Raw genomic sequence first — 21718 nt, forward strand, 5'->3', positions numbered from 1 at the left:
TCATGCTAGGTCCTATGCCAGCTCCTATGCCTGCTCCGATGCCTGCTCCGCCGTCCCCTGCCCTCATCATGCCTACCCCGCCTTTCCCCCACGATCCGCCACCGCAAGCGCCCAGCAAACCGGGCAATGACGAGTGCTGCCACAGCGGTTGTACCTTTTGCGTGCTGGAAATGTACCAGGAAGACCTGGCCACCTACGAAGCAGCCCTGAGGGCGTGGCAACAGCGCCAGCAAGCCGCTGCAGCCCCCGTCCCCAAAGGCGTCAGGAAACCGCGCAAGCGCGCTTAATTAAAAGCTTTCCCACTCATCCACTGGCGCCGCGCGGCGCGCCGTGCCGGCCAGTTGACGTGGCGCAACTGCCGGCGTCACGGCTGCCGGCGCCTTGACGCTGACGGGCGCGCGCGGTCGGCTCGCGGCAGCGCCGGTCGCATTGAGCTTGAAGATGCTGACCACTTCGCTCAGGCTGGCAGCCTGTTCCTGCATCGATTCAGCCGCCGCGGCCGCCTCCTCCACCAGGGCCGCATTTTGCTGCGTCACCTGGTCCATCTGGGCGATGGCCTGGTTGACCTGCTCGATACCGGCGCTCTGCTCGCTGCTGGCGGCCGTGATCTCGCTCATGATGTCCGTCACGCGCGTGATGCTGGCAACGATGTCATCCATCGTGCGGCCCGCCTGGTCCACCAGTTTCGAGCCCGCCTCGACCTTCTCGACGGAATCGCCGATCAGCACCTTGATATCCTTGGCCGCCGCGGCCGAGCGTTGCGCCAGGTTGCGCACTTCCGTGGCGACGACGGCAAAGCCGCGCCCCTGCTCGCCTGCGCGCGCCGCCTCGACGGCCGCATTCAGGGCCAGGATATTGGTCTGGAAGGCAATGCCGTCGATGACGGCGATGATGTCGACGATCTTGCGCGACGACGCGTTGATCGACGCCATCGTGCCCACCACTTCGCTGACCACCTTGCCGCCCTCGATGGCGATGCTCGACGAGGTCAGCGCCATGGTGTTGGCCTGGCGCGCATTGTCCGCATTCTGCTTCACGGTCGAGGTCAGTTCTTCCATCGACGAGGCCGTTTCTTCCAGCGAACTGGCCTGCTCTTCCGTGCGCGACGACAGATCCTGGTTGCCGGCGGCGATCTGGCTCGACGCCGTGGCGATGGTATCGGTGCCGCTGCGTACCTGGCCCACCAGGCTTTGCAGGCTGGCATTCATGTCTTTCAGAGCTTGCATCAATTGCCCCGTTTCGTCTTGCGATTGCACAACAATATGCGCCGTCAAGTCGCCGGCCGCCACCTGGCGCGCCACGCCGACGGCCTCGATCAGCGGACGCGCCACGCTGCGCGCCACCCACAGCGCCAGCAGCATGCCGATGACGACGATGCCTACCAGCAAGCCGATCAGGCTGGCGCGCGACGCCGCATAGGTGGCGTCGGCACTGGCGCTCGAACGCACGCCGCCGTCCGTGTTAATGGCCACCAGCTTATCGAGCGCCACCATCATGTCCGCCATGACCTTGGCGGATGGCCCCACGGCCAGCGCGCGCGCCTCTTCCTTCTTCATCTCGCGCGACAGGCTCAGCATGGTCGCGTGCAGGCGCATGAATTCATCGTTGAGCGTCAGGAAACGCTCGAATACTTCTTTCTCGCCCGGTTCCGAAATCAGGCGGCGGTAGTTGTCGCCGTCCGTCTTCAGCTTTGCCTGCGTTTCCGTCATGCGCGTTTCATTCTGCGCCATGTCGGCATCCTGGGCGGCCAGCATGTGCGCCAGTTCCCAGCGGCGGAAATCACTGACATCGCTGCGCATGGACATGGCCGCCAGCACGCTGGGCATCCAGTTGGCGGACAGATCCGTCGACGCGGTATTGATGCGCGCCATGGACAGGATCGCCGACACGCCCAGCGCGGCCGTCAACAGCAGCACGGCGCCAAAACGACAAGATAAGCTTGGTGGCAATTTTCAGATCAAAAAACCATTTCATGCGTTGCTTTCCTTCATTAAACGGATAAACGGGACTAGACAGGCGCGCGCGCCATCGCGGCGCAGGCCATGAGACGGCTCATTCCGACACGCCGGCAAAATTTCCGCAATGCAACATTTTATCACCATCGTCATGCAGCGCAGACTGCTTTGATCGCGGCACGCGGCCAAAGTTCAGGTGTCGCGGGCAAGGTGCAGCATTTTTTTGTCCAGGCACTGTTGTTTCCACACGGAAAAATCAAGCGGCAGGCGTAGGAGTCGGATGACACGAGGCAATGTTCCTAGCCTACATAAGCGCGTCGGCTCATCCGATGCCCGCCGCCGGCCCCTGGTTCTATAGTGGATACAAGATTCAGCACAACGCTAGCAAGCCAGAAAAGCAGCGCCATCCAACAAAATCAGAAGACGAGGCCCTACCATGTACAAAGCTTATAGCAACCTGACCCCAACGAATAACCACGCCGCTGCCCAGCATAACTGGCAAGCCGCTCCCGCCACGCCCATGATCAGCATCACCGGCGCGCAACAGAACGAATTGCTGCGCGCCTTGTCGCGCAGCGATCTGGAGCGCCTGTTTTGCCAGCTGGAATTGGTCGCTTTGCCTGCCGGCAAGCACCTGTTCGATTGTGGCGGCAAGATTGACTACACGTACTTCCCCACCAACGCCATCGTTTCCCTGTTATATGTGATGGAAGACGGCGCCACCACCGAGATCGCCGTCATCGGCCGCGAAGGCGTGGCCGGCGTGGTGCTGTACGAAGCCGAGCGCGCCACCTGCACCGCCATCGTGCAGACGGCTGGCTACGGCTACCGCCTGAAAACGGCCTTCCTGCGGGAAGTGTTCAATGAAGGCGGCGCCCTGGCGCAATTGCTGATGCGCTACACCAGCGCCATGTTTGCGCAAATGGCGCAAAATGTGGTGGGCGGCCGCCATTGCAGCATCGAGCAAAAGCTGTGCCGCTGGCTGCTGGACCGCCTCGACCGTTCCCTGTCGAACGAGCTGAAGGTCACGCAAGACACCATGGCCAACATGCTGGGCGTGCGCCGCGAAAGCGTCACCGTCACGGCCCGCAAGCTGCAGGACGAAGGATTGATCCAGTACCGCCGTGGCACGGTCGAAGTGCTCGACCGCGAAGGCCTGGAAGCAGCCGCCGGCAATTGCTACAAGGCAGCGCGCGCCGGTTTCGAACAATTCCGCAGCGGTATCAGCGCGCACAATTAAACGGCGCTGGCAAACGGCCAGGCAAGCGGGTATCGTAGGCATTCCCCGACTACCCCGGAGACTGGCCATGAAACTGATCGGTATGCTCGACTCGCCCTATGTGCGCAGGGTCGCCATTTGTTTGCAACTGCAGGGCATTAGCTACGAGCACTTGTCGCTGTCCGTGTTCCGCAACATGGATGCCGTGCGCGAGATCAACCCCGTCATCAAGGTGCCGACCCTGGTCCTGGACGATGGGCAAGTGCTGATGGACTCCACCTTGATCCTGCAGTATCTATCGCTGCTGCGCCCGGACACGTCCGCCCCTCCCCTCGCCGACAGCGTGCGGGCGCTGCGCCTGACGGGCCTGGCCTTGGCCGCCTATGAAAAAGCCGTGCAAATCGTCTACGAACGCAAGCTGCGTCCGCTCGACAAGCAACACGCGCCGTGGCTGGAGCGAGTCAGCATGCAACTGCATGCCGCCTGGAATGCGCTGGAGCAGGAATGCGCGCAGCTGCCCTTGCCTGGCGAGACGGGCCGTATCGACGAGGCGGGCGTGACCATTGCCGTCGGCTGGAGCTTCGCCCAGCTGGAAACGCCCGACATCGTCAAGCCGGCCGACTATCCTGCCGTGCACGCCTACACGCGCTCGGCGGAAACCCTGCCCGCCTTCCTGGCCACGCCGCCAGTCTGACGCGCCCGGCTAACTGCCTGCGACAGGCGCCATGGCGGCCGGATCAAAATGCCACCAGCCCGGCCTGACATCGTCAAACGCGTGGTATGCGGGCGCAAAGGCGGCCTGGGCTGGGTCGTCAAAACTACCCACCAGCAAGGCCACCGTCGGCGCGTCGTCGATGGCGCCGATGGAACTGCCGCACGCGGCGCAAAAGGCCCGGCTGGAATAATCGGAAGAGCGGTAGGTGGCCGGAGCGCCAGCCGTGCCCGTCCAGCGCACTTGATCGCGCGCAAACTCCACCCACGCCACCGTCGGCGCGCCCGTATGCTGCTGGCAATTGCGGCAGGAACAGCTGTGCGCATTGCTACCCTCGCCGCTTACTTCAAAGCGCACCGCGCCACATAGACAGCCGCCTGTTTGCACCGCATTCTCCATTGTTTCTCCTCGTTTGCACCGTTGCGTGCTCTGCCAACAGATACGTACCCGGTACAATATTGCCACAACCCTCTATCTGGCGCGCCTGGCAGCACATGGCGCCGGCACTATGAAAGAATAAATGGAAGACATCAATTGCGAAGGCTTGCCGCACATCCGCGTATTGGCAGGCGAAAACACCAGCGGCCCCGTGTATGAAACCCTGCCGGCGCGCCAGATCGACGAGCACGTCTACGAACTGCTGGCCTCGCCCGGCCTGACCCTGAACCTGGCACGCGGCGACATCGTCAACATCGCCAACCCGCTCGCCCCCGCCGAAGTCTTAAAGCGCGGCGGCAACTTCTGCATCCATATCTACGATGCCGACGACGTGTCGCAAGAGGCAGTGGATCTGCTCGAGCGCGACGTGCAAAGCCAGCTGGGCGGCACCCTGGATGGCCAGTACAAGGGCAACCTCACCTTCAGCGTGCCGGGACACCACGGCATCTACAACGTCAACGGTCCCTTTGACGCCTTCCGAGAAGCAACGGGCGTGGAATGGTACTTCGCCAATATCTACGTCAACCTCGATGACGACGATGATGAAACCTTGCTTAACTGGTGGGTGGATATGTAAGGTTGCTGACGTGACACACGGGGACCTGACCTACGTCAATGCTCCGTATTGCTCTAGCCCACATCAAGATGCTGACCCACGCCTTGCGTACGCTCTCTCTATCGTCGGCCACAGAGAGAAACGCTATGCCTTACAAAAAGGCGGTATCGCGAAAGGCACAGTGATTGCCACCTTCGTCAACGGCCGCTATCAGAATCTGCGGCAGGGCAATCATGCGGCGCTGTTCATTCGCCAGGTGCCTGGCGGCATTGAGTTTCGAGCAGTGGCGCAACCACACGCCCGCGTGATCTACTTCGGCCGTTCGGCGGCCGGGGCATCGAATCGTCCCGAACTCTATTCGGTAGTGGAATGAAGCCGCTCGCACTGTTGGCATTGGCCATCGCTGCCGCGGCGATGCGGCCAGCTGCCGCAGCCCCCATTGCATCCGTGCGTTGCCCGCAAGTAGCTCCGTCCACCTGGAACCTGCCAGCCGCCAGGCTCGACAGCGTACGCGTGCTGTCCTATCCGGCGCATCAGCCGCCAGCAGATGGCGAAGCGTTGCCTATCCTGGCCCCGGACAAGGAATGGACACGCAACGGCACCTTGCATCAACGCTGGGACATCAATTTTGATGCGCCCGAGTATCTGTTTCAGGTGGACTGCCTGTATGCAGGTACCGAACGCTACCTGCGCATGGCTTTGCCAGGCTTCAGACAGTGCGTCGCAACCATTGCACAGCGAACGAAAATGGTCAGTTTTCAGTGCAAATAGTGCGCTCAATACCACTCCTCAAGCCACTCCCCGCAGTTGCGTCAAACATGCAAAAATCCATTCAGAAATGACTGGTAAGCAAGGTCAGCAAGCGGCAAGCGCGTTCGATGTGCGGCAGCCCTACGATTGACATATCTCAAGGTAGCGTCCCAGCACCGTGTCCATGCCCTGCTCGATACACTCGACCACCAGCGCGTGGCCGATCGACACTTCCAGGATGCCGGGAATGTCCAGGAAGCGCGCCAGGTTGTGCAAATCGAGGTCGTCCCCCGCATTCACGCCCAGGCCCAGCGCCTGTGCCCGCCGCGCCGCCTGCCGATACGTGTCAAACACGGCATCGGCCTGCGCGCCGCCATAACTCTCGGCAAACCGTTCCGTGTACAGCTCGACCCGCGCCGCGCCCACCTCGCGCGCCCATTCCAGCGCCGGGTAGTCGGCATCGACGAACAGGCTGACGCGGATGCCCAGGTCGTTCAATTCCCCAATGACGGGACGCAACAGCGCCGCATGCCGTTCGATGTCCCAGCCGTGATCGGACGTCAGCTGGCCCGGCATGTCGGGCACCAAGGTGCATTGCGCCGGGCGCGCGCTTTTCACCACTTCCAGAAAATCCGCCGCCGGATAACCCTCCACATTCAGCTCGCGCCCCCGTTCCGCACACAGGCGCTGCAACGGGGCGACATCATCGTAGCGCGCATGGCGCTGGTCCGGGCGCGGGTGCAAGGTGATGCCGGCGGCACCCAGGTCGAGAAAGCGCGCGGAAAACGCGAGCAGGTCCGGGAAATTGCGGCCGCGCGAATTGCGCAGCAGGGCGATTTTATTGACGTTGACGGAGAGCTGGGTCATGGGAGGAATGAAGTGAAAGTGACGGGTCTGGCAGCGATTGTAGCGGATCGCCCGCGCAGGGCATGGTCAACCGAACTCGGCACTACGTGCTACGATGCAAGACAAGTTCCACGTTTTCAACAACATGCCATGAAATACAAATTATTCCTGTTTGACCTCGACGATACCCTGCTCGATTTCCGGGCGTCCGAAAAACGCTCGTTCCTGCACACCATGCATGAACTGGGCTTGCGCGATGGCATCGACGCGCTGTTTTCCCAGTACCAGGCGATCAACGTCGACCTGTGGAAACGTTTCGAAACAGGCGAGGTGAGCAAGGATTTTCTGAAAGTGGAGCGCTTCCGCAAGACGTTTGCGCTGAACGGCATCGCCATCGACCCGGAACTGGCCAGCCGTTTGTATCTGGAATCGCTGCCGGACACGGTCGTGCTCATCGATGGCGCCAAACAAGTATGCGAAACGCTGTCGCGCATCGGCGAAGTGGGCATCATCACCAACGGCGTCGAATCCATCCAGAACCGCCGCATCGCCGCCTCCGGCCTGAGCGACTACATTTCCTTCGTGGCTACCTCCGAAGCGTGCGGCCACGCCAAGCCGGACGTGCGCTTCTTCGAATACGCGGCCAACATGGCGCGCGCATTCAGCAAGGAAACAACCATCATCATCGGCGACCGCCTGGACGCCGACATCCTGGGCGCCAACCGCTACGGCATAGCCAGCTGCTGGTTCAATCCGGACGGCATGGCCAATACCTCGGCCGCCATCCCTACCTTTGAAGTGACCAGCCTGCACGACATCGTGCCAGTGCTGGACGTGATGCAGGTCAACTTGAAACAGGCTTGATCTTCCACAAGCGCACCACCTGAAATACGCTGGCAGGGGCACGAAAACACGCCGCTGTTCGCGTACCATCAGGACTCGTCCATTCTGGTGCCAGCCCATGCCTTCCTACACCGTCCTGCTCGCCATCGCGGCAGTGATCCTGTTCCTTGCCATGCTGGCCGTGCGCGGGAACGCGAAGTCCCGTGCGCCGCTGCGTCTGCAAAGAAAACCCGTCATGACGGCGCGCGAGCAGCAGATGTACCACCTGCTGCAGACAGCCTTGCCAGAATGCACGGTGCTGGCGCAAGTGGCGTTTTCCGCACTGGTGACGGCGCAGGGACGGGCAAACAGAAACCGTTTCGACCGCAAGGTGGCCGATTTTGTCCTGTGCAGCCAGCAACTGAACGTCATCGCCGTGATCGAACTCGACGACCGCAGCCACGCCGGCCGCGAACGCCAGGACAAGGAACGCGACGCCATGCTCAGGCTGGCCGGTTACGTGACCTTGCGCTATGCCAACTTCCCCACGCAACAGGCGCTGCGCGCCGACATCGAACAACTGCTCACGCAAAAAGCCGGAGTGAAGGCAAGCGCCCTGCCCGCCTGATTGCGCGTCAAGCGATCAATCGCGCGTCAGCACTTCCAGCAACTCGATCTCAAAGATCAAATTGGAATTCGGCGGTATCAAACCCACCTGCCGCTCGCCATACCCCAGCGCCGCCGGCACCCACAGCTTGCGCGTGCCGCCGACCTGCATGCCGTTCAATCCCACAATCCAGCCCTGGATGACCTTGTTATTGCTCAACACACAGCGAAACGGCTCGCCCCGCTTGTGCGACGAGTCAAACTCCGTCCCATCCTCCAGCCAGCCCCGGTAATGCGCCGTGACCAGCGCACGCGCGCGCCGCCTTGCCTTGCCGTTGCCTACCACGATATCGTCAATCTTCACTTCAGCAGTCATCTCGCTTCATCCTTCGTCAATCGCTATGCCGCGATTGTACGACAGCACGAAAAAAGCCCCGGCAGTTACCTGTCGGGGCATGTTCTATTATTGCTAAATTCTGGTGGGCCTCCCGTGAGTCGAACACGGCACCAACGGATTATGAGACACATGATCTATCTAGCCAATACGCAAAAAACAGCTATCGAACAGTGGATTCGTTCCAGTTTTTTATCTAGTCGTTCTACGCTGGACAACAGTTTCGTTCAAGATGCGATTATTAATTTTTTCTTTCCAAGATTTCTGCGCAACACTTAAATTTCTCTTCCTAGCAGTTTGCTTAAGGAAAGCTAATTCCTTCTCAAAAAGAAAACCCTTACTGTCCGCATACTCAATAACAGCTAAATTTGCATTTCCAGTAGGGTTAGCCTTAATTTTCTTAAGGCCAGAAAATAACGTACCCGTATCTATTTCCATGAAACGATTGACGCACACGTTTCCTACATACGTCTGATTACCCGTAACGGTATTTCTGATATAGCAATGCTCCTTGATCTCCTTGCCACACGGGCATGAATCGAACTCATCACTAACCTCAACTGAATCGAGCTTCCACTCCAATCGCGCTTGTTCGAATACCTTGGAGTGTGAGAGCGGTAAGATATGATCTCGCAAACGTTCAAAATTATGAGTCATTTTTTTCCTTAGAACAAAAGTGCATTAAAGGCAAATCATCACAACCAGAAAATTAAAAATGTTACCTAAAAACAAATTACCACAACCAATAAGACACATCAAGTAGCAATGATAAGCACCGGCAAATTTGCGGCATGTGCCGCCAAATGTCCAGCTGAGAAATGCGCATAGCGTCGAACCATTTGCGCCGATTGCCAACCTCCCAACTCCCAATGGCAGGGTCACAATGGCAGCAATGGCAGGGTCAGGTCCATCATTCAGACACAAACCCAACCATAGCCACATTGAACAACGAGGATGATCTGCGGCGTACTCAATTGCGACTACATGATTGGACGCAGAGCAGTTCCTGCGCGACTTATTGGCGGACGGGCAATTACCAACGCGCCCAATCAAAGCTGATGCGGACGGTGCCGGTTATTCTTGGGCGACAGTGCGGCGGACACAAAAGGCCCTTGGCGTGGCGGCAATCAAGGGAGGCATGAAAGAGGGCTGGACCTGGCGGCTGTGAGCGGCGAATTTCCGAAGGTGCTCAAAAAACTATGTGAGCATCTTCGGTGGAAGTGAGCGCCTACGTGGATTGCCAGTTGCTGGCGCTGGTCGGCAGTGACTGCGGCGACCTGCTCAGTTTTGAGCGGGTTTCAAACAGCGCCAGCGCACAGGGCTAACTGCCGGCCAGGCTGATACCGGAAATCCTGTATCGCTTTCACGCGCCACTGGCCTATGGTTGCGCCTCACCCGAAGATAGTCCCAAATCAGCGGATGTTAGCCTTCACGCGCCATTTGACGAAGGGCTGCGGAACTTCCCTTTTTCGTTACACCGCATGCAGTTGTCGCGTAAGCACATTTAATGCGGCGTGTATTCGACTCAGGCCGCTGCGCATAAATCGTTACGGATGACCTTGGCTCCAGTCGTCTGGGCCATTTGCCGTCGTCGCCTAAAATTGGCGTGACAATTGCGCCCCGATTCCCTGCCTTCCGATAGAGCACGCCGACCTCGTTGATAGTGACAGCGAATGCGCTGAGATTCGTTACTGTAATACTCATGCCGATGTGTTGGGGTGCTCCACCATAAGGAATTGCGTGAGCCGGCCTGACACGGAGTTTTATTCTTGATTTGTCCACACTCGCCCAAGTGTTCACCACACCCAGCACCGCGCCGACAGTGGCAATCGAAATCGTAATTACTTGAAGCAATGTCACTCCAGCTAACGGCGTGTTGAAGTCTAAAGTCACAGCACCCTCTTCGTTCTCAAAAAAGCAAGTATAGCTTAAGCGAGAGGGTGTTAGAAAACGAACGATTTCTAACACCTACAAATATCAACACAAATCAATGTTGGAAATATAGGGCTTTCCATTTCTAACAGGTAGATATATTCTAACAGTGTTTTCCAACAGTCTTAACCGGAGAAATACCATGGCAACCTTCGCATACGGCCGCGTCAGCACCAAAGAGCAAACCGCAGACAGACAACCAGAAGATGGAAATTGAAGCGGCCGGCCACCAGGTCGATTACTGGTATGCGGATACCATCAGTGGCAAGACCAGCGCCAGCGAGCGCCCGGAGTTTGCCGCGCTGCTGGCCCAGATTCGCAATGGCGAAACTCTGGTGGTGGCGAAGCTGGACCGCCTCGGCCGCGACGCGCAGGACGTCGGCGCCACCGTCAAGCTGCTGGCCGCCCGCAAGATTGCCGTCATCGTGCTGCAGCTGGGCAAGCTGGACCTGACTTCCCCAGCAGGCAAGATGATGATGACCATGTTGGCAGCTGTGGCCGAGATGGAGCGCGATTTGCTGGTGGAGCGCACGCAAGCTGGCCTGGCCCGCGCCAAGAGCGAAGGCAAGACGCTGGGCCGGCCATCTAAGACCACAGCCGAGCAGCGCGCAGACATAATTGGCAAGTACGCTACCGGCGAAAGCGTTAGTGCATTGGCTCGGCTGTATGGAGTATCGCGGGCCAATATTTGGGCGTAGTAAAACCTTGATTGAAAATTAGCCGAGCAGAATCCCGTCCAGCGTGTTTGTAAGGCTTTTCCATTCCTGCGGAATTCCATCGACAGGAAGAAAATCACGCTCTTTACTCAGGGGCGAAAACTCGCAAGGAACCTTTGCGGTAACAGAACATAGCAGTCGCATATTTGACGGCGCATCCAAGTTCACACACTTCACAGTGACTTGAAGGTCACATTCTGGATTACTAAGAAGCGAGCCCAAATCTTGGGCGTAATATTTCGGGCAATATCCCAAGAACCACGACGGTGTACCGGTCCGCATGGCGACCGCCTGCGCATCAAAGTTATTTTGCGGGTCAGTCATGAGATAAATACGCTCGCCCTTCTCCAGCAACCGGATACGGTCTATTGCAGCTTGAGGTAAGTGGGACAAGCTCCGTGCAAAAAACTCTAGATGATATTGCCCTTGTTCAGATACTTCAGGTGGCTGGAACAGTTCAATGGAATCGGTGCCTCTAATGCCTCCAGTGAGGGCTAGAATTGCCATAGGCTTCTCATCCATATCGGATAAGCCTAACCACCTTAAATAATCCTTGAACTCTGGCCGAGACTTACTAATCAGCCTGTTTGCAAACAATGGGAATAATCGAGGTGACTCATAAACAGCCTCCACATTTTGCATGCCGCTAAACTGGCGGAAGTCCTTAGCGCGGAAAATGCCCTGCGTGTACGAAAATGCATACGTGCTACCGTTGTGCTCTAGCTTAGCGACCGGAATCCACTCCCTGGAATCGGGTTGCTGCCACGCGACAAAAAGAGTGCTCATGATTCTACCTAACAATTAACCTATTGATATTTATTCTCAGCAATTTGGCTGTAAATTCCCTTGCAACGTCGGTCATCAACTGACCGGGAACTTGATTGATTATGTCCGCTATATCTGCATCAGCGATGCTTGCCAGACGCTCTATCCACATATCACCTGCCCGCTCATCCTCTTTATGTGAAAGTTGAAAAAGGACATGAGTGAAATACGCTTTCACCTTAGCGTCGCCCGCAGCGTGCGGGTAGAATGCCGAGCGAGCTCTGTTCGCGTAGGCTTCTAGTGACGCCCCTTTGTCCTTAGTGCTGAGCATAATCTTGCGCCGTTCATCTGTTTCGTTTCGCGCCAGACCTGAGCCGTGATCATAGGAGGCGGACAGGAAGAGTTGGCCTCCGCTGCTTACCACCCCCCAGTTTTCGGAATGCCGGTCCTGATTTGCGATCCAAGCATCAAAAAGTAGGTACCCTACAAACACGCCTAGAGCTGAGTCTACGCCATTTCCAGGCAAATAACCCTGTGGGGGTGCAATAATGTCAGCATTCTTTTTTAGCAACTGGAATGCCCGACTAGCGATGTGACTTCGCTGTTCATAGTATCGTAAATTCTCGTCGCCGCGCGCCACGGTTACCTTACCTTCGATCAACTCATTCCCATGAATTAAGCGGTCACCCTTCTTAACAAGGGAGGGCGAAATAATACCATTACGTCCATTCCATTCTGCAAGATCATAGTGGGCATGCGGAATACCCAAAAGCTCGGCCAACTCAGCGGCAATCTTTTCCGCCCAATTTTCGCCGGTACCTGGACGCCCTTCTTTGAAAAGGGTACGTCGCCGCTGGGCGTCCAGGTACCAAAACTTGAATTTTGTACCCATTTGCTCGGATAACTCCGCCGCATCAGGGGGCACACTTACGATAGGAAACATTTTGGCAGCCTCGGACATAAAGAACCACAGACTTATAGGGAAAACCTACACAGTGCCTACATAGAAAATTAAGCCAAGAAAAAAGGACTTAGATTTTCACCTAAGTCCTTGTTTTTATTGGTGGGCCTCCCGTGAGTCGAACACGGCACCAACGGATTATGAGTCCGCTGCTCTAACCAAGCATGAGCTAGAGGCCCAGGGGGACTGCGGCGTGGCGGCGCTGTTGATACCCGCCTCGCGCGGCCGTTTTGGAAACGGACACGCGAGGATAGGGGTATCAGGGGCGTACGTCAAGCCCTATTGGCTTCTAGTTGCCTTCCAAGAAGCTTTTCAGCTTGTCGGAGCGCGATGGGTGGCGCAGCTTGCGCAGCGCCTTGGCTTCGATCTGGCGGATGCGCTCGCGCGTCACGTCAAATTGCTTGCCCACTTCTTCCAGCGTGTGGTCGGTGGACATCTCGATGCCGAAACGCATGCGCAGCACTTTCGCTTCGCGTGGCGTCAGGGAGTCGAGCACATCCTTGACCACGCCCCGCATGGACGCGTGCAGCGCTGCGTCGGCCGGGGCCAGGGTGTTGTTGTCCTCGATGAAGTCGCCCAGGTGCGAATCGTCGTCGTCGCCGATCGGCGTTTCCATCGAGATCGGTTCCTTGGCGATTTTCATGATCTTGCGGATCTTGTCCTCGGGCATCTCCATCTTGATCGCCAGGGTGGCCGGATCGGGCTCCGCGCCTGTTTCCTGCAGGATCTGGCGGGAAATCCGGTTCATCTTGTTGATCGTCTCGATCATGTGCACGGGAATGCGGATCGTGCGCGCCTGGTCGGCGATCGAGCGGGTAATCGCCTGGCGGATCCACCAGGTCGCATACGTCGAGAACTTGTAGCCGCGGCGGTACTCGAACTTGTCGACGGCCTTCATCAGGCCGATATTGCCTTCCTGGATCAAATCGAGGAATTGCAGGCCCCGGTTCGTGTATTTCTTGGCGATCGAAATGACCAGGCGCAAGTTGGCCTCCGTCATTTCGCGCTTGGCCTTGCGCGCCTTCATTTCACCGGCCGCCATCTGGCGGTTGATATTGCGCAAGTCCGGCAGCGGCAGCACGACTCTAGCCTGCAGATCGATCAGGCGCTGCTGCAGTTCCTTGACGGTCGGAATGTTGCGGCCCAGGATGGCGCTGTACGCGTGTCCCGCGTTGACTTCGCCATCGACCCAGTCCAGGTTGGTTTCATTGCCCGGGAAGACCTTGATGAAGTGGGCGCGCGGCATGCCGCAGCGGTTCACGGCCACGTCGAGAATCTGCTTCTCGATATGGCGCACTTCATCGACCTGGCCGCGCAGGGTGTCGCACAGCTTTTCCACGACCTTGGCCGTGAAGCGGATGCCCAGCAACTCTTGCGAAATGGCTTCCTGCGCCTTGGCGTACGGTTTCGAGTTGTAGCCTTCTTTCTCGAAAGCACGGCGCATCTTGTCGAATTGCTGCGAAATGACGGCAAATTTTTCCAATGCCGTGCGTTTCAGCGTTTCCAGCTGTTCGGCGGAGAAGCCGGCGGCGCCCGAAGCGCTCGCTTCTTCTTCCTCTTCTTCTTCCTCTTCTTCCGCTTCGCCCTCTTCCTCGTCTTCTTCGACGGGAGCGGCCACGACAGGAGCGGCCGCGACCGGTTCGTTCTCATCGACGAGGCCGTCGACGATTTCGTCGATCTTGATCTCTTCGTTGGCGATGCGGTCGGCGGCGGCGATGATTTCGGCGATCGTCACGGGACAGGCGGAAATGGCCTGGATCATGTCTTTCAAGCCATCTTCGATGCGCTTGGCAATCTCGATCTCGCCTTCGCGCGTCAGCAGCTCGACCGAGCCCATTTCGCGCATGTACATGCGCACGGGGTCGGTGGTGCGGCCGAAATCGGAGTCGACGGTCGACAATGCGGCCTCGGCCGCCGCTTCCGCCTCGTCATCGCTGGTGACGACGGCAACGTTATCGGACAACAACAAGGTTTCCGCATCGGGCGCGTGTTCGTAGACGGCGATGCCCATGTCATTGAAGGTGCCGATGATGCCTTCGATGGCTTCCGGATCGACGATGTTTTTTCGGGCAAGTGATCGTTGATTTCCGCATACGTGAGGAAACCGCGCTCCTTGCCGAACTTGATCAGGGTCTTGAGTTTCTGGCGCCGGCGCTCGAGTTCTTCCTCGCTCGCTTCCGTATCGGACGAGAACGCATCCTTCAGCAGCGCGCGCTCTTTCGCCTTGCGGTCCTTGGCCTTGGCCTTGTCGACGGCCTTCAGCTCGGCCCGCTCGACGGCGTTCAGCGCGGCGACTTCATCATTTTCTGGCTGGAATTCTTTGGGCTTGCGGCCGCGGCGGCCTGGCACTTTTACCGACGGCAAGACATAACCGGACGTATCGATGGCCGCCAGGGTGGCGGCGTCGGTGGTCTGGCTGACCACAGGCGGCGCGCTGGTCACGCGCGCTTCTGGCCGGTCGAGCGCCTTTTCGGCTTTCGTGGTAACTTTAGTGGGCTTTGCAGCCGCTTTGGATTCGGGTTTCTTGATTGGCACAGGCGCTTTCGATTACACAACGACTTGCTTTACGGTGGATTAGGATAAAGTTTGCTGCCAGTTCCCTGTCTACCTGCGGGAACCACCATCTTCGAACCTGCCGACTACGCAAATTCGACACTGTTACGTTACTTACACCTCATCGGCCACGATCCGCGGGAAGCGCAGCAATTCCTGTCCACCGGCTGTTGCCAGCCGCCTCGGCAAAAATTCCTGCATCGACCGCGTTGGGAGCGAGAGCCTGGCGCGGCTTGCCAGCGTCTGCGAGCCTTGCCCGCAACGCCGAAACCGCCAGTTGGCCCTGGCTGCCGACACGATCCACCGCGCCGATCAAGAGCCTAACTTACTGAAAACAAATACTATTTACGAAACAGAACTAGCTTGCCAAAGCACACAATACTTAGCATTTAATTATAGCACGCGAAAAATGTTTTTCCAGTGCGCGACATACCCTCAGAGCAAGGTTAGCGATTCACCAACTCGGCATCGCGCTCGCGTTCCAGCTCGCCTTGCTCCTGCATGATTTCGCGGTAGCGTACACCAATTTTCTCCGATGGCAAACCCGACGCAAACAATTGCTGCAATTCCGCCTTCAAGGCATTCAATTTGATCTCGCGGATGGTGCTCACCAGCCACGACAATTCGCTGTCGTAATCGGATTCCGTACCGGCCGCGATCTCGCCGATGATCTCGTCGTATTCGCTGCCCAGCTCCTTCAATTGCTGCGCCAGCGCGGCAAAGCTGCCGTGCTCGCCCAGCGCCTGGCCCACGGCCACCAGCTGCCCCAGGCTGTGCGCCGCGTCCGGCCCCAGGTGCTGGAAGGCCGTCAGCGCCGCTTCGTCGATGCGCAAGGTCAACGGCGGATGCGCCACCAGCATGCGCATGATCTTCAATTCCAGGCCCACGGGCACGGGACGGCCCGATTTCGGCGGCGCGCGGTGCGCCACGGCAACGGGTTTCGCCAGTTCGAACAGGGCTTCGATCTCGGCCGGCGTGGACTGCGTCAGCTGCGCCAGGCCGCGCACGATCTGCAGGCGCAGGGACGACGGCGCCATCAGCTGCAGCAGCGGTTTGGCGTCGAACTGCACGCGGGCGCGCCCTTCCGGTTCCGACAAATCATGCTCGCCCGACACTTCTTTCAGCAAGAATTGCGACAGCGGCATCGCTTCATGCACTTGCTGCTCAAAACCCTCGGCGCCGAATTCCCGGATATAGCTGTCCGGATCGTGTTCCGACGGCAAGAACAGGAATTTGATCGTTTTATTGTCCGATACGTGGGCCAGGCTCGCTTCCAGCGCGCGCGGCGCGCGGCGCGGCGGCCGGCCTTGTCGCCGTCGAAGCTGAAAATCACGTTATCGGTCTGGCGCAGCAGTTTTTGCACGTGGGTGGGCGTGCACGCCGTACCCAGGGTCGCCACCGCTTGCGGGAAACCCATCTGCGCCAGCGCCACCACGTCCATGTAACCCTCCGTCACCAGCACGTAGCCGGCGTCGCGGATGGCCTGGCGCGCCTCGAACAGCCCATATAGTTCGAAACCCTTGGAAAACAAGGGGGTTTCCGGCGAGTTCAGGTATTTCGGTTCGCCATGGTCGAGCACGCGGCCGCCAAAGGCGATGACCTGGCCCTTGGTATTGCGAATCGGAAACATGATGCGTTCGCGGAAACGGTCGTAGCGCTTGCGGTTGTTGCCTTCTTCATCGACCTTGTCGATCACGAGACCGGCCTCGGCCAGGGCCACCACGTCGTAATCGGGGAACACGGAACGCAGATTATCCCAGCCGCCGGGCGCGAAACCCATGCCGAAGCGAGCGGCCACTTCGCCCGTCAAGCCCCGGTTTTTGAGGTAGGCGATGGCTTCCGGCGCGTGGCGCAATTGTCCGCGGTAATAATCGCACGCCTGCGTCATGGCGTCGGACAGGGCCAGGCTTTGCGCCTGGATCTGCGCGCGCTGGGCCGGCGGGATCTTGTCGTCCGCTTCCGGCACGACCATGCCGACGTTTTGCGCCAGGTCCTTGACGGCATCGACAAAGCCCATGCCCGAGTATTCGATCAGGAAGCCGATCGAGGTGCCATGCGCGCCGCAGCCGAAGCAGTGATAGAACTGCTTGGTGGGACTGACGGTAAAGCTGGGCGACTTTTCACTGTGGAACGGGCACAAGCCCATGAAATTGGCGCCGCCTTTTTTCAGCTGCACATAGCGGCCCACGACATCGACGATATCGACGCGGTTGAGCAAATCGGAAATGAAGGATTGAGGTATCACTGGCGAGGGCGGGTCTTGTTATAGGTCAGACTATACTACCGCACGTGGCCGGAGGTTGAGCCAGGTCAACGTGTGGGCTGTTAACAGGCTGCCAGCGCGACGGCTGGCAGCCCTTGCTACTATTGTTGCTTACGCGGCCGGCGTCAAGGCTTTCTTGACCAGCGCGGACACCACCGTCATGTCGGCGCGGCCAGCCAGCTTCGGCTTGACGATGGCCATGACCTTGCCCATGTCTTGCGGACCGGCGGCGCCCGAGGCGGCCACGGCGGCAGCCACTTCGGCCGCCACTTCCTCGTCCGACAGGCCGGCAGGCATGTAGCCGATCAGGTGCACCAGTTCGGCTTTTTCGATGTCGGCCAGGTCGGCGCGGCCACCGGCTTCGAACTGGGTGATCGAATCCTTGCGCTGCTTGATCATCTTTTCCACGATGGCCGTCACGTGGGCATCCGTCAATTCGATGCGCTCGTCGACTTCCTTGCGCTTGATTTCCGCCAGCAACAGGCGAATCGTGCCCAGCTTGCCCGTTTCCTTGGCGCGCATGGCGTTTTTCATGTCTTCGGTAATTTGTTCTTTCAAGCTCATGGCAATCCTCGTTGGTCAGTATGGGAACGGTGCTCGTGCGCGGCCAGAAACAAGTACGGGCCACAAAAGCGAAAACCCGCTGCGGCGAACCGGAGCGGGTATGCGACTCATCTGAAGTATCACTCCAGGCGAATCAAAACAAAACCCGTGGCGAACAATGCGCCGAACTACCCGGGTTGGTTCTGACTGAACAGTCTTAGAATAATTTTTTCGGCAGTTGTTGGCTGCGGATGCGTTTGTAATGACGCTTGACAGCAGCTGCCAGCTTGCGCTTGCGCTCAGCTGTTGGCTTTTCGTAGAATTCGCGTGCGCGCAATTCGGTCAGCAGACCCGTTTTTTCGATGGTGCGTTTGAAGCGACGCATTGCGACTTCGAACGGCTCGTTTTCTTTAAGGCGAATAGTGGTCATGTAAAATTCAAACCGTTGAGGTGGTGTATAGGAAGAGATAGATAGTAGCAGCTTTTATTGCGAAAGGGAAGCCCCTCCCCACTTGCGTGCGGCATGCAGCCTGCAGTCACTGGCGGAATGTGGCGTAAACCACGCACCGGGGGCGGCGCACCGGGCGCCAGAACCCCATCCTACAGACTTGCTTACTGCAAGGCAATACCTGCCGCCACGCCGGAAGCCCAGGCCCACTGGAAGTTGTAGCCGCCCAGCCAGCCCGTCACGTCGACCGATTCGCCGATGAAATACAGGCCCGGCACCTTATTGGCCATCATAGTCTGCTGCGACAGCTCGCGCGTGTCGATGCCGCCGCGCGTCACTTCCGCCTTGCGGTAGCCTTCGGAACCGTTCGGCACGATGGACCAGGCATTGATGGCCTGGCCCAGCTTGCGCAGCTGCGCGTCGGGCATGTCGGCGATGCGCGCGTCCGGCGCCAGGCCGTTCGTGGCCAGCAGGCAGTCGGCCAGGCGCTGCGGCAGCCATTGGGCGACGATATTGCCCAGCTGCTTCTTCAGGGTGCCCTTGCCTTCGATCAAGGTCTGCGCCACGTCCACTTCCGGCAGCAGGTTGATGACGATGGGTTCGCCCGGCAGCCAGTAGCTGGAAATCTGCAAAATCGCCGGGCCCGACAGGCCGCGATGCGTGAACAGCAAATCTTCGCGGAAACGCGCGCCCGTTGCCTTGCGGCCTTTCAGGCTGCCCGTTTCCACATCGACTTCCAGCGCGATGCCGGACAATTCCGCGAACGGCGCCCAGTTGGCCGGGTCAAACGTCAGCGGCACCAGGGCCGGACGCGGTTCGACCATCGCCAGGTCGAATTGTTTGGCGATGCGGTAGGCAAAGTCGGTGGCGCCGATCTTCGGGATCGACAGGCCGCCCGTGGCGATGACGATGCTGGCCGTCTCGATGTCGCCGCTGTCCGTCTGCAGCACGAAGCCGCCGTCCGCTTGCTGGACAACATTGTCGATCTTGCATGGCATGCGCCAGTGCACGCCGCCGGCGGCGCACTCGTCCTTGAGCATGTCGATGATCTGCTCGGCCGATTCATTGCAGAATTGCTGGCCCTTGTGCTTTTCGTGGTAGCCGATCCGGTATTTTTTCACCAGCGCGAGGAAATCCTGCGGCGTGTAGCGCGACAGCGCGCTCTTGCAGAAATGCGGGTTTTCCGAGAGGAAATTTTGCGGGGTGGCGTTGACATTAGTGAAATTGCAACGTCCGCCACCCGAGATGCGGATCTTTTCGGCCAGCTTGGCCGCGTGATCGATCAACACCACGCGCTTGCCTTGCTGGGCGGCAACAGCCGCACACATCATGCCGGCCGCGCCTGCGCCGATCACTGCCACATCAAATTGTTTTGCCATAAGAATTCCGGTCACCGCTGATTACAAAGACGCCATTGTAAACTGCGGCGGCGCGGCTAGCGCGGCCGTGCTGCAATCTGCCGCGATGCCATCAGGCATTGCTCCACCTGTCCGGCGATCGACGGCGGCACGGCCACCTCGCCGCGCAGCACGGCGGCGATCCAGGCCGCCGTGGTGGCCGCATCGCGTTCGGCCGGCAGATGCGGCAGTTCTTCCACCAGCAATTGCTTTTCCACCAATACCGTGCGCTCGCCGCCGTGAAACCAGTCGATCTGCTGCGCCTTGTTGGCGTTGGCCACCGTTTCGCCCTCCGTGCCGCGCATCAGGAAAGCGTCGCCGCGCGCGGGATCACAGGCAGTCAGGAAATACTCACCGAGCATTTCCAGGTATTCCGGGTGCGTGTACGACACCAGGCGCAGGGCGGGCCCGGCGAACGGCTGCATGATTTTCACGAGGGTATGCGTGGAATTGCGCACGCCCAGCACGCGCCGCAGCGACAGCATGTGCGCCAGGCGCGGCGCCAGCGCCTCGATGGGCAGGAAGGCCGCTTCGCCGCGCGCCATGGCGGCCTCGGCTTGTGCATGGTCGAGCGAGGCGGGCACGCCCAGCGCGGCCAGCACTTCGGCCGTCGTGATGCGGCCCGGGTCGCTGGTCACGCCATGCACGAGCACGGGTGCGCCCGCGCGCGCCAGCAGCAGCGCCAGCAAGGCCGTCAGATTCGCCATCTTGCGCGCGCCGTTGTAGCTGGGGATGATGATCGGGGCAAATTCACCGGCCGGCGCGGCCAGCGGGGCGAACGACGCCTCTGCCGCGTCGAGGAAGCCGGCGATCTCGTCCACGGACTCGCCCTTGATGCGCATCGACAACAAAATGCCGCCCAGTTCCAGGTCCGACACGCGGCCCTCGAGCATGGCGCGGTACAGGGCGCGGGCGTCGTCGCGCGTCATGCTGCGCGCGCCGTTCTTGCCGCGTCCTATTTCTTTGATGAAACGCGCGGCGGGAAATGGCTCACCGGCCACATCGGTATGGGGGATGGATACAGTCGTCATGGCGCCAGCTTACACGGATTTTTCCCCGTGCAGAGGGGCTGGAAGACGCCATAGGCGCCGATGCAACAGTCTTTTCAACATATTTCTTTGAGGAATGTACAGCGCGACTGCATCCAAACGCGCCGCTGCTGCGTATAAGACTGCACAGGGGGGGGGAACTCATCATGGCACACGCGATCAAACAGGAAACTGCCTTCGTCGGCATCGAAACGGGCAAGCTGCTGCTGAAAGCCGTGCTGCTCTCGGGCGGCGAGGTGCTGTGCAAGGTGCTGGAAAACGACCTGGCCGGCTACCGCTGGCTGCGCAGCTGGCTGCAACGGAACGACGTGCCCGTCATGGGCTTGCGCGTCTGTCTGCGCCTCAATATGCCGTACAGCGAGGCGCCAGCCCGCGCGCTGGCCGAGATGGGCATGCTGGTCTGCGATGCCGAGCCGGGTCCGCTGGAAGCATATGCGCGCGGCTGCGGCTTGCCCGACAGCGCGGCGCGCGGCGCCGTGGTGCTGGCCCAGTATTGCGCGGCGGCACGCCCCGCCCCCTGGACGCCGCCCTCGCCCGCCTACGTGGAGCTGCGCCTGTGGCTGCGCCGCCTGCAAGCCGTGCGGCAGCTGCGCAAGCAGGAGATGGCATGCCTGGAAGGCCATCTCCACGCTGGCCAGATTGCGCTGCATCAATTACTGCGCCAGCAAATCGCCTGCATGGACGCGCAGATACGCCAGTACGAAGCCGCCATCCTCGATCACAGCACGTGCGGCGCCAGCCTGGCCGGCGGCGAGCCGGGCCTGCCATAAAAACAACTCATCCATTCCCGTTT

General features: G+C 59.4%; 21 protein-coding genes, 1 tRNA gene and 4 pseudogenes. 11 read left to right on the forward strand and 15 right to left on the reverse strand.

The genetic code is table 11. The features are described from left to right. The first annotated feature begins 68 nt into the window (after positions 1-68). Positions 69-287, forward strand: coding sequence for an oxidoreductase-like domain-containing protein (locus ACQVLG_RS02365; RefSeq protein ID WP_230539903.1), 219 nt, complete (start codon positions 69-71; stop codon positions 285-287). Here ACQVLG_RS02365 and ACQVLG_RS02370 read toward each other — a convergent pair. After that, positions 288-1974, reverse strand: a pseudogene (locus tag ACQVLG_RS02370) (methyl-accepting chemotaxis protein). A gap of 68 nt (positions 1975-2042) precedes the next feature. On the opposite strand from ACQVLG_RS02370, the gene ACQVLG_RS02375 reads away from it, so the two are divergent. The 3 genes from ACQVLG_RS02375 to ACQVLG_RS02385 all read left to right on the forward strand — a co-directional run bounded on the left by ACQVLG_RS02375 (position 2043) and on the right by ACQVLG_RS02385 (position 3868). Continuing rightward, positions 2043-2228, forward strand: a complete 186-nt coding sequence (locus ACQVLG_RS02375) for a hypothetical protein (RefSeq protein ID WP_474292684.1) — start codon at positions 2043-2045, stop codon at positions 2226-2228. Between the two features lie 247 nt (positions 2229-2475). Next, a complete protein-coding gene (locus tag ACQVLG_RS02380; RefSeq protein WP_474295505.1) occupies positions 2476-3195 on the forward strand; it encodes a Crp/Fnr family transcriptional regulator in 720 nt (239 codons plus the stop codon). 67 nt (positions 3196-3262) lie between these two features. Then, entirely contained in the window at positions 3263-3868 is a 606-nt protein-coding gene (locus ACQVLG_RS02385) for a glutathione S-transferase (protein ID WP_474292686.1), read from the forward strand. Between the two features lie 9 nt (positions 3869-3877). Here the strand turns inward: ACQVLG_RS02385 and ACQVLG_RS02390 are convergent, their stop codons facing one another. Beyond that, the gene (locus tag ACQVLG_RS02390; RefSeq protein WP_474292688.1) at positions 3878-4285 is read right to left on the reverse strand and encodes a GFA family protein; all 408 of its coding nucleotides are present in this window, start codon (positions 4283-4285) and stop codon (positions 3878-3880) included. A 121-nt stretch (positions 4286-4406) separates the two neighbouring features. Here ACQVLG_RS02390 and ACQVLG_RS02395 point away from each other — a divergent pair, with 121 nt between their 5' ends. Genes ACQVLG_RS02395 through ACQVLG_RS02405 form a run of 3 tightly spaced genes read left to right on the forward strand, consistent with a single transcriptional unit; the run spans position 4407 to position 5651 of the window. After that, complete coding sequence (locus ACQVLG_RS02395) at positions 4407-4901, forward strand: DUF4265 domain-containing protein (RefSeq protein WP_230539908.1); 495 nt, start codon at positions 4407-4409, stop codon at positions 4899-4901. Positions 4902-4911: 10 nt separating this feature from the next. Next, the gene (locus ACQVLG_RS02400) at positions 4912-5253 is read left to right on the forward strand and encodes a BPSL0067 family protein (RefSeq protein WP_474292690.1); all 342 of its coding nucleotides are present in this window, start codon (positions 4912-4914) and stop codon (positions 5251-5253) included. Beyond that, complete coding sequence (locus ACQVLG_RS02405) at positions 5250-5651, forward strand: STY0301 family protein (protein WP_474292691.1); 402 nt, start codon at positions 5250-5252, stop codon at positions 5649-5651. The genes ACQVLG_RS02400 and ACQVLG_RS02405 overlap by 4 nt, the downstream gene beginning before the upstream one ends. Before the next feature lie 120 nt (positions 5652-5771). Here ACQVLG_RS02405 and ACQVLG_RS02410 read toward each other — a convergent pair whose 3' ends face one another. Further along, on the reverse strand, positions 5772-6497 hold the full coding sequence (locus ACQVLG_RS02410; protein ID WP_474292693.1) for a pyridoxine 5'-phosphate synthase: 726 nt from the start codon (positions 6495-6497) through the stop codon (positions 5772-5774). A gap of 129 nt (positions 6498-6626) precedes the next feature. On the opposite strand from ACQVLG_RS02410, the gene ACQVLG_RS02415 reads away from it, so the two are divergent. Then, entirely contained in the window at positions 6627-7340 is a 714-nt protein-coding gene (locus tag ACQVLG_RS02415; RefSeq protein ID WP_474292695.1) for a YjjG family noncanonical pyrimidine nucleotidase, read from the forward strand. 97 nt (positions 7341-7437) lie between these two features. After that, the gene (locus ACQVLG_RS02420) at positions 7438-7926 is read left to right on the forward strand and encodes a DUF2726 domain-containing protein (RefSeq protein WP_474292697.1); all 489 of its coding nucleotides are present in this window, start codon (positions 7438-7440) and stop codon (positions 7924-7926) included. Between the two features lie 15 nt (positions 7927-7941). On the opposite strand, the gene ACQVLG_RS02425 is transcribed toward ACQVLG_RS02420, so the two are convergent. The 3 genes from ACQVLG_RS02425 to ACQVLG_RS02435 all read right to left on the reverse strand — a co-directional run bounded on the left by ACQVLG_RS02425 (position 7942) and on the right by ACQVLG_RS02435 (position 10266). After that, a complete protein-coding gene (locus ACQVLG_RS02425) occupies positions 7942-8280 on the reverse strand; it encodes an FKBP-type peptidyl-prolyl cis-trans isomerase (protein ID WP_474292699.1) in 339 nt (112 codons plus the stop codon). Positions 8281-8490: 210 nt separating this feature from the next. Beyond that, positions 8491-8955: a hypothetical protein gene (locus ACQVLG_RS02430; protein ID WP_474292701.1), complete on the reverse strand. Its 465-nt coding sequence runs from the start codon at positions 8953-8955 to the stop codon at positions 8491-8493. Between the two features lie 765 nt (positions 8956-9720). Further along, positions 9721-10266 carry a hypothetical protein gene (locus ACQVLG_RS02435; RefSeq protein ID WP_150131043.1) on the reverse strand — a complete coding sequence of 182 codons (546 nt, stop codon included), beginning with the start codon at positions 10264-10266 and terminating at the stop codon, positions 9721-9723. Between the two features lie 106 nt (positions 10267-10372). Between ACQVLG_RS02435 and ACQVLG_RS02440 the strand changes: the two are divergent. Continuing rightward, positions 10373-10928 (forward strand): annotated as a pseudogene (locus ACQVLG_RS02440) (recombinase family protein). An 18-nt stretch (positions 10929-10946) separates the two neighbouring features. On the opposite strand, the gene ACQVLG_RS02445 reads toward ACQVLG_RS02440, so the two are convergent. The 9 genes and pseudogenes from ACQVLG_RS02445 to ybiB form a co-directional block, all read right to left on the reverse strand. After that, a complete protein-coding gene (locus ACQVLG_RS02445; RefSeq protein WP_077408310.1) occupies positions 10947-11732 on the reverse strand; it encodes an HIRAN domain-containing protein in 786 nt (261 codons plus the stop codon). Positions 11733-11736: 4 nt separating this feature from the next. Further along, positions 11737-12654 (reverse strand): HipA domain-containing protein, encoded by a 918-nt coding sequence (locus tag ACQVLG_RS02450; RefSeq protein WP_150131044.1) that lies wholly within the window; start codon positions 12652-12654, stop codon positions 11737-11739. A 118-nt stretch (positions 12655-12772) separates the two neighbouring features. Continuing rightward, positions 12773-12851 (reverse strand) — tRNA-Ile (locus ACQVLG_RS02455). Positions 12852-12961: 110 nt separating this feature from the next. Beyond that, positions 12962-15207, reverse strand: a pseudogene (rpoD, locus tag ACQVLG_RS02460) (RNA polymerase sigma factor RpoD). 464 nt (positions 15208-15671) lie between these two features. Next, positions 15672-17470 (reverse strand): annotated as a pseudogene (gene dnaG, locus ACQVLG_RS02465) (DNA primase). Positions 17471-17599: 129 nt separating this feature from the next. Next, positions 17600-18052 (reverse strand): GatB/YqeY domain-containing protein, encoded by a 453-nt coding sequence (locus ACQVLG_RS02470; protein WP_070223119.1) that lies wholly within the window; start codon positions 18050-18052, stop codon positions 17600-17602. Positions 18053-18248: 196 nt separating this feature from the next. Further along, the gene (gene rpsU, locus ACQVLG_RS02475; RefSeq protein ID WP_008451879.1) at positions 18249-18461 is read right to left on the reverse strand and encodes a 30S ribosomal protein S21; all 213 of its coding nucleotides are present in this window, start codon (positions 18459-18461) and stop codon (positions 18249-18251) included. Between the two features lie 182 nt (positions 18462-18643). Further along, positions 18644-19858: a BaiN/RdsA family NAD(P)/FAD-dependent oxidoreductase gene (locus ACQVLG_RS02480; protein ID WP_474292702.1), complete on the reverse strand. Its 1215-nt coding sequence runs from the start codon at positions 19856-19858 to the stop codon at positions 18644-18646. 56 nt (positions 19859-19914) lie between these two features. Further along, entirely contained in the window at positions 19915-20907 is a 993-nt protein-coding gene (gene ybiB / locus ACQVLG_RS02485) for a DNA-binding protein YbiB (RefSeq protein ID WP_474292704.1), read from the reverse strand. A 164-nt stretch (positions 20908-21071) separates the two neighbouring features. Between ybiB and ACQVLG_RS02490 the strand changes: the two genes are divergently transcribed. Continuing rightward, a complete protein-coding gene (locus tag ACQVLG_RS02490; protein WP_474292706.1) occupies positions 21072-21695 on the forward strand; it encodes a hypothetical protein in 624 nt (207 codons plus the stop codon). Positions 21696-21718: the final 23 nt, after the last annotated feature.

The sequence above is a fragment of the Janthinobacterium sp. TPC_1 genome (assembly GCF_056037845.1).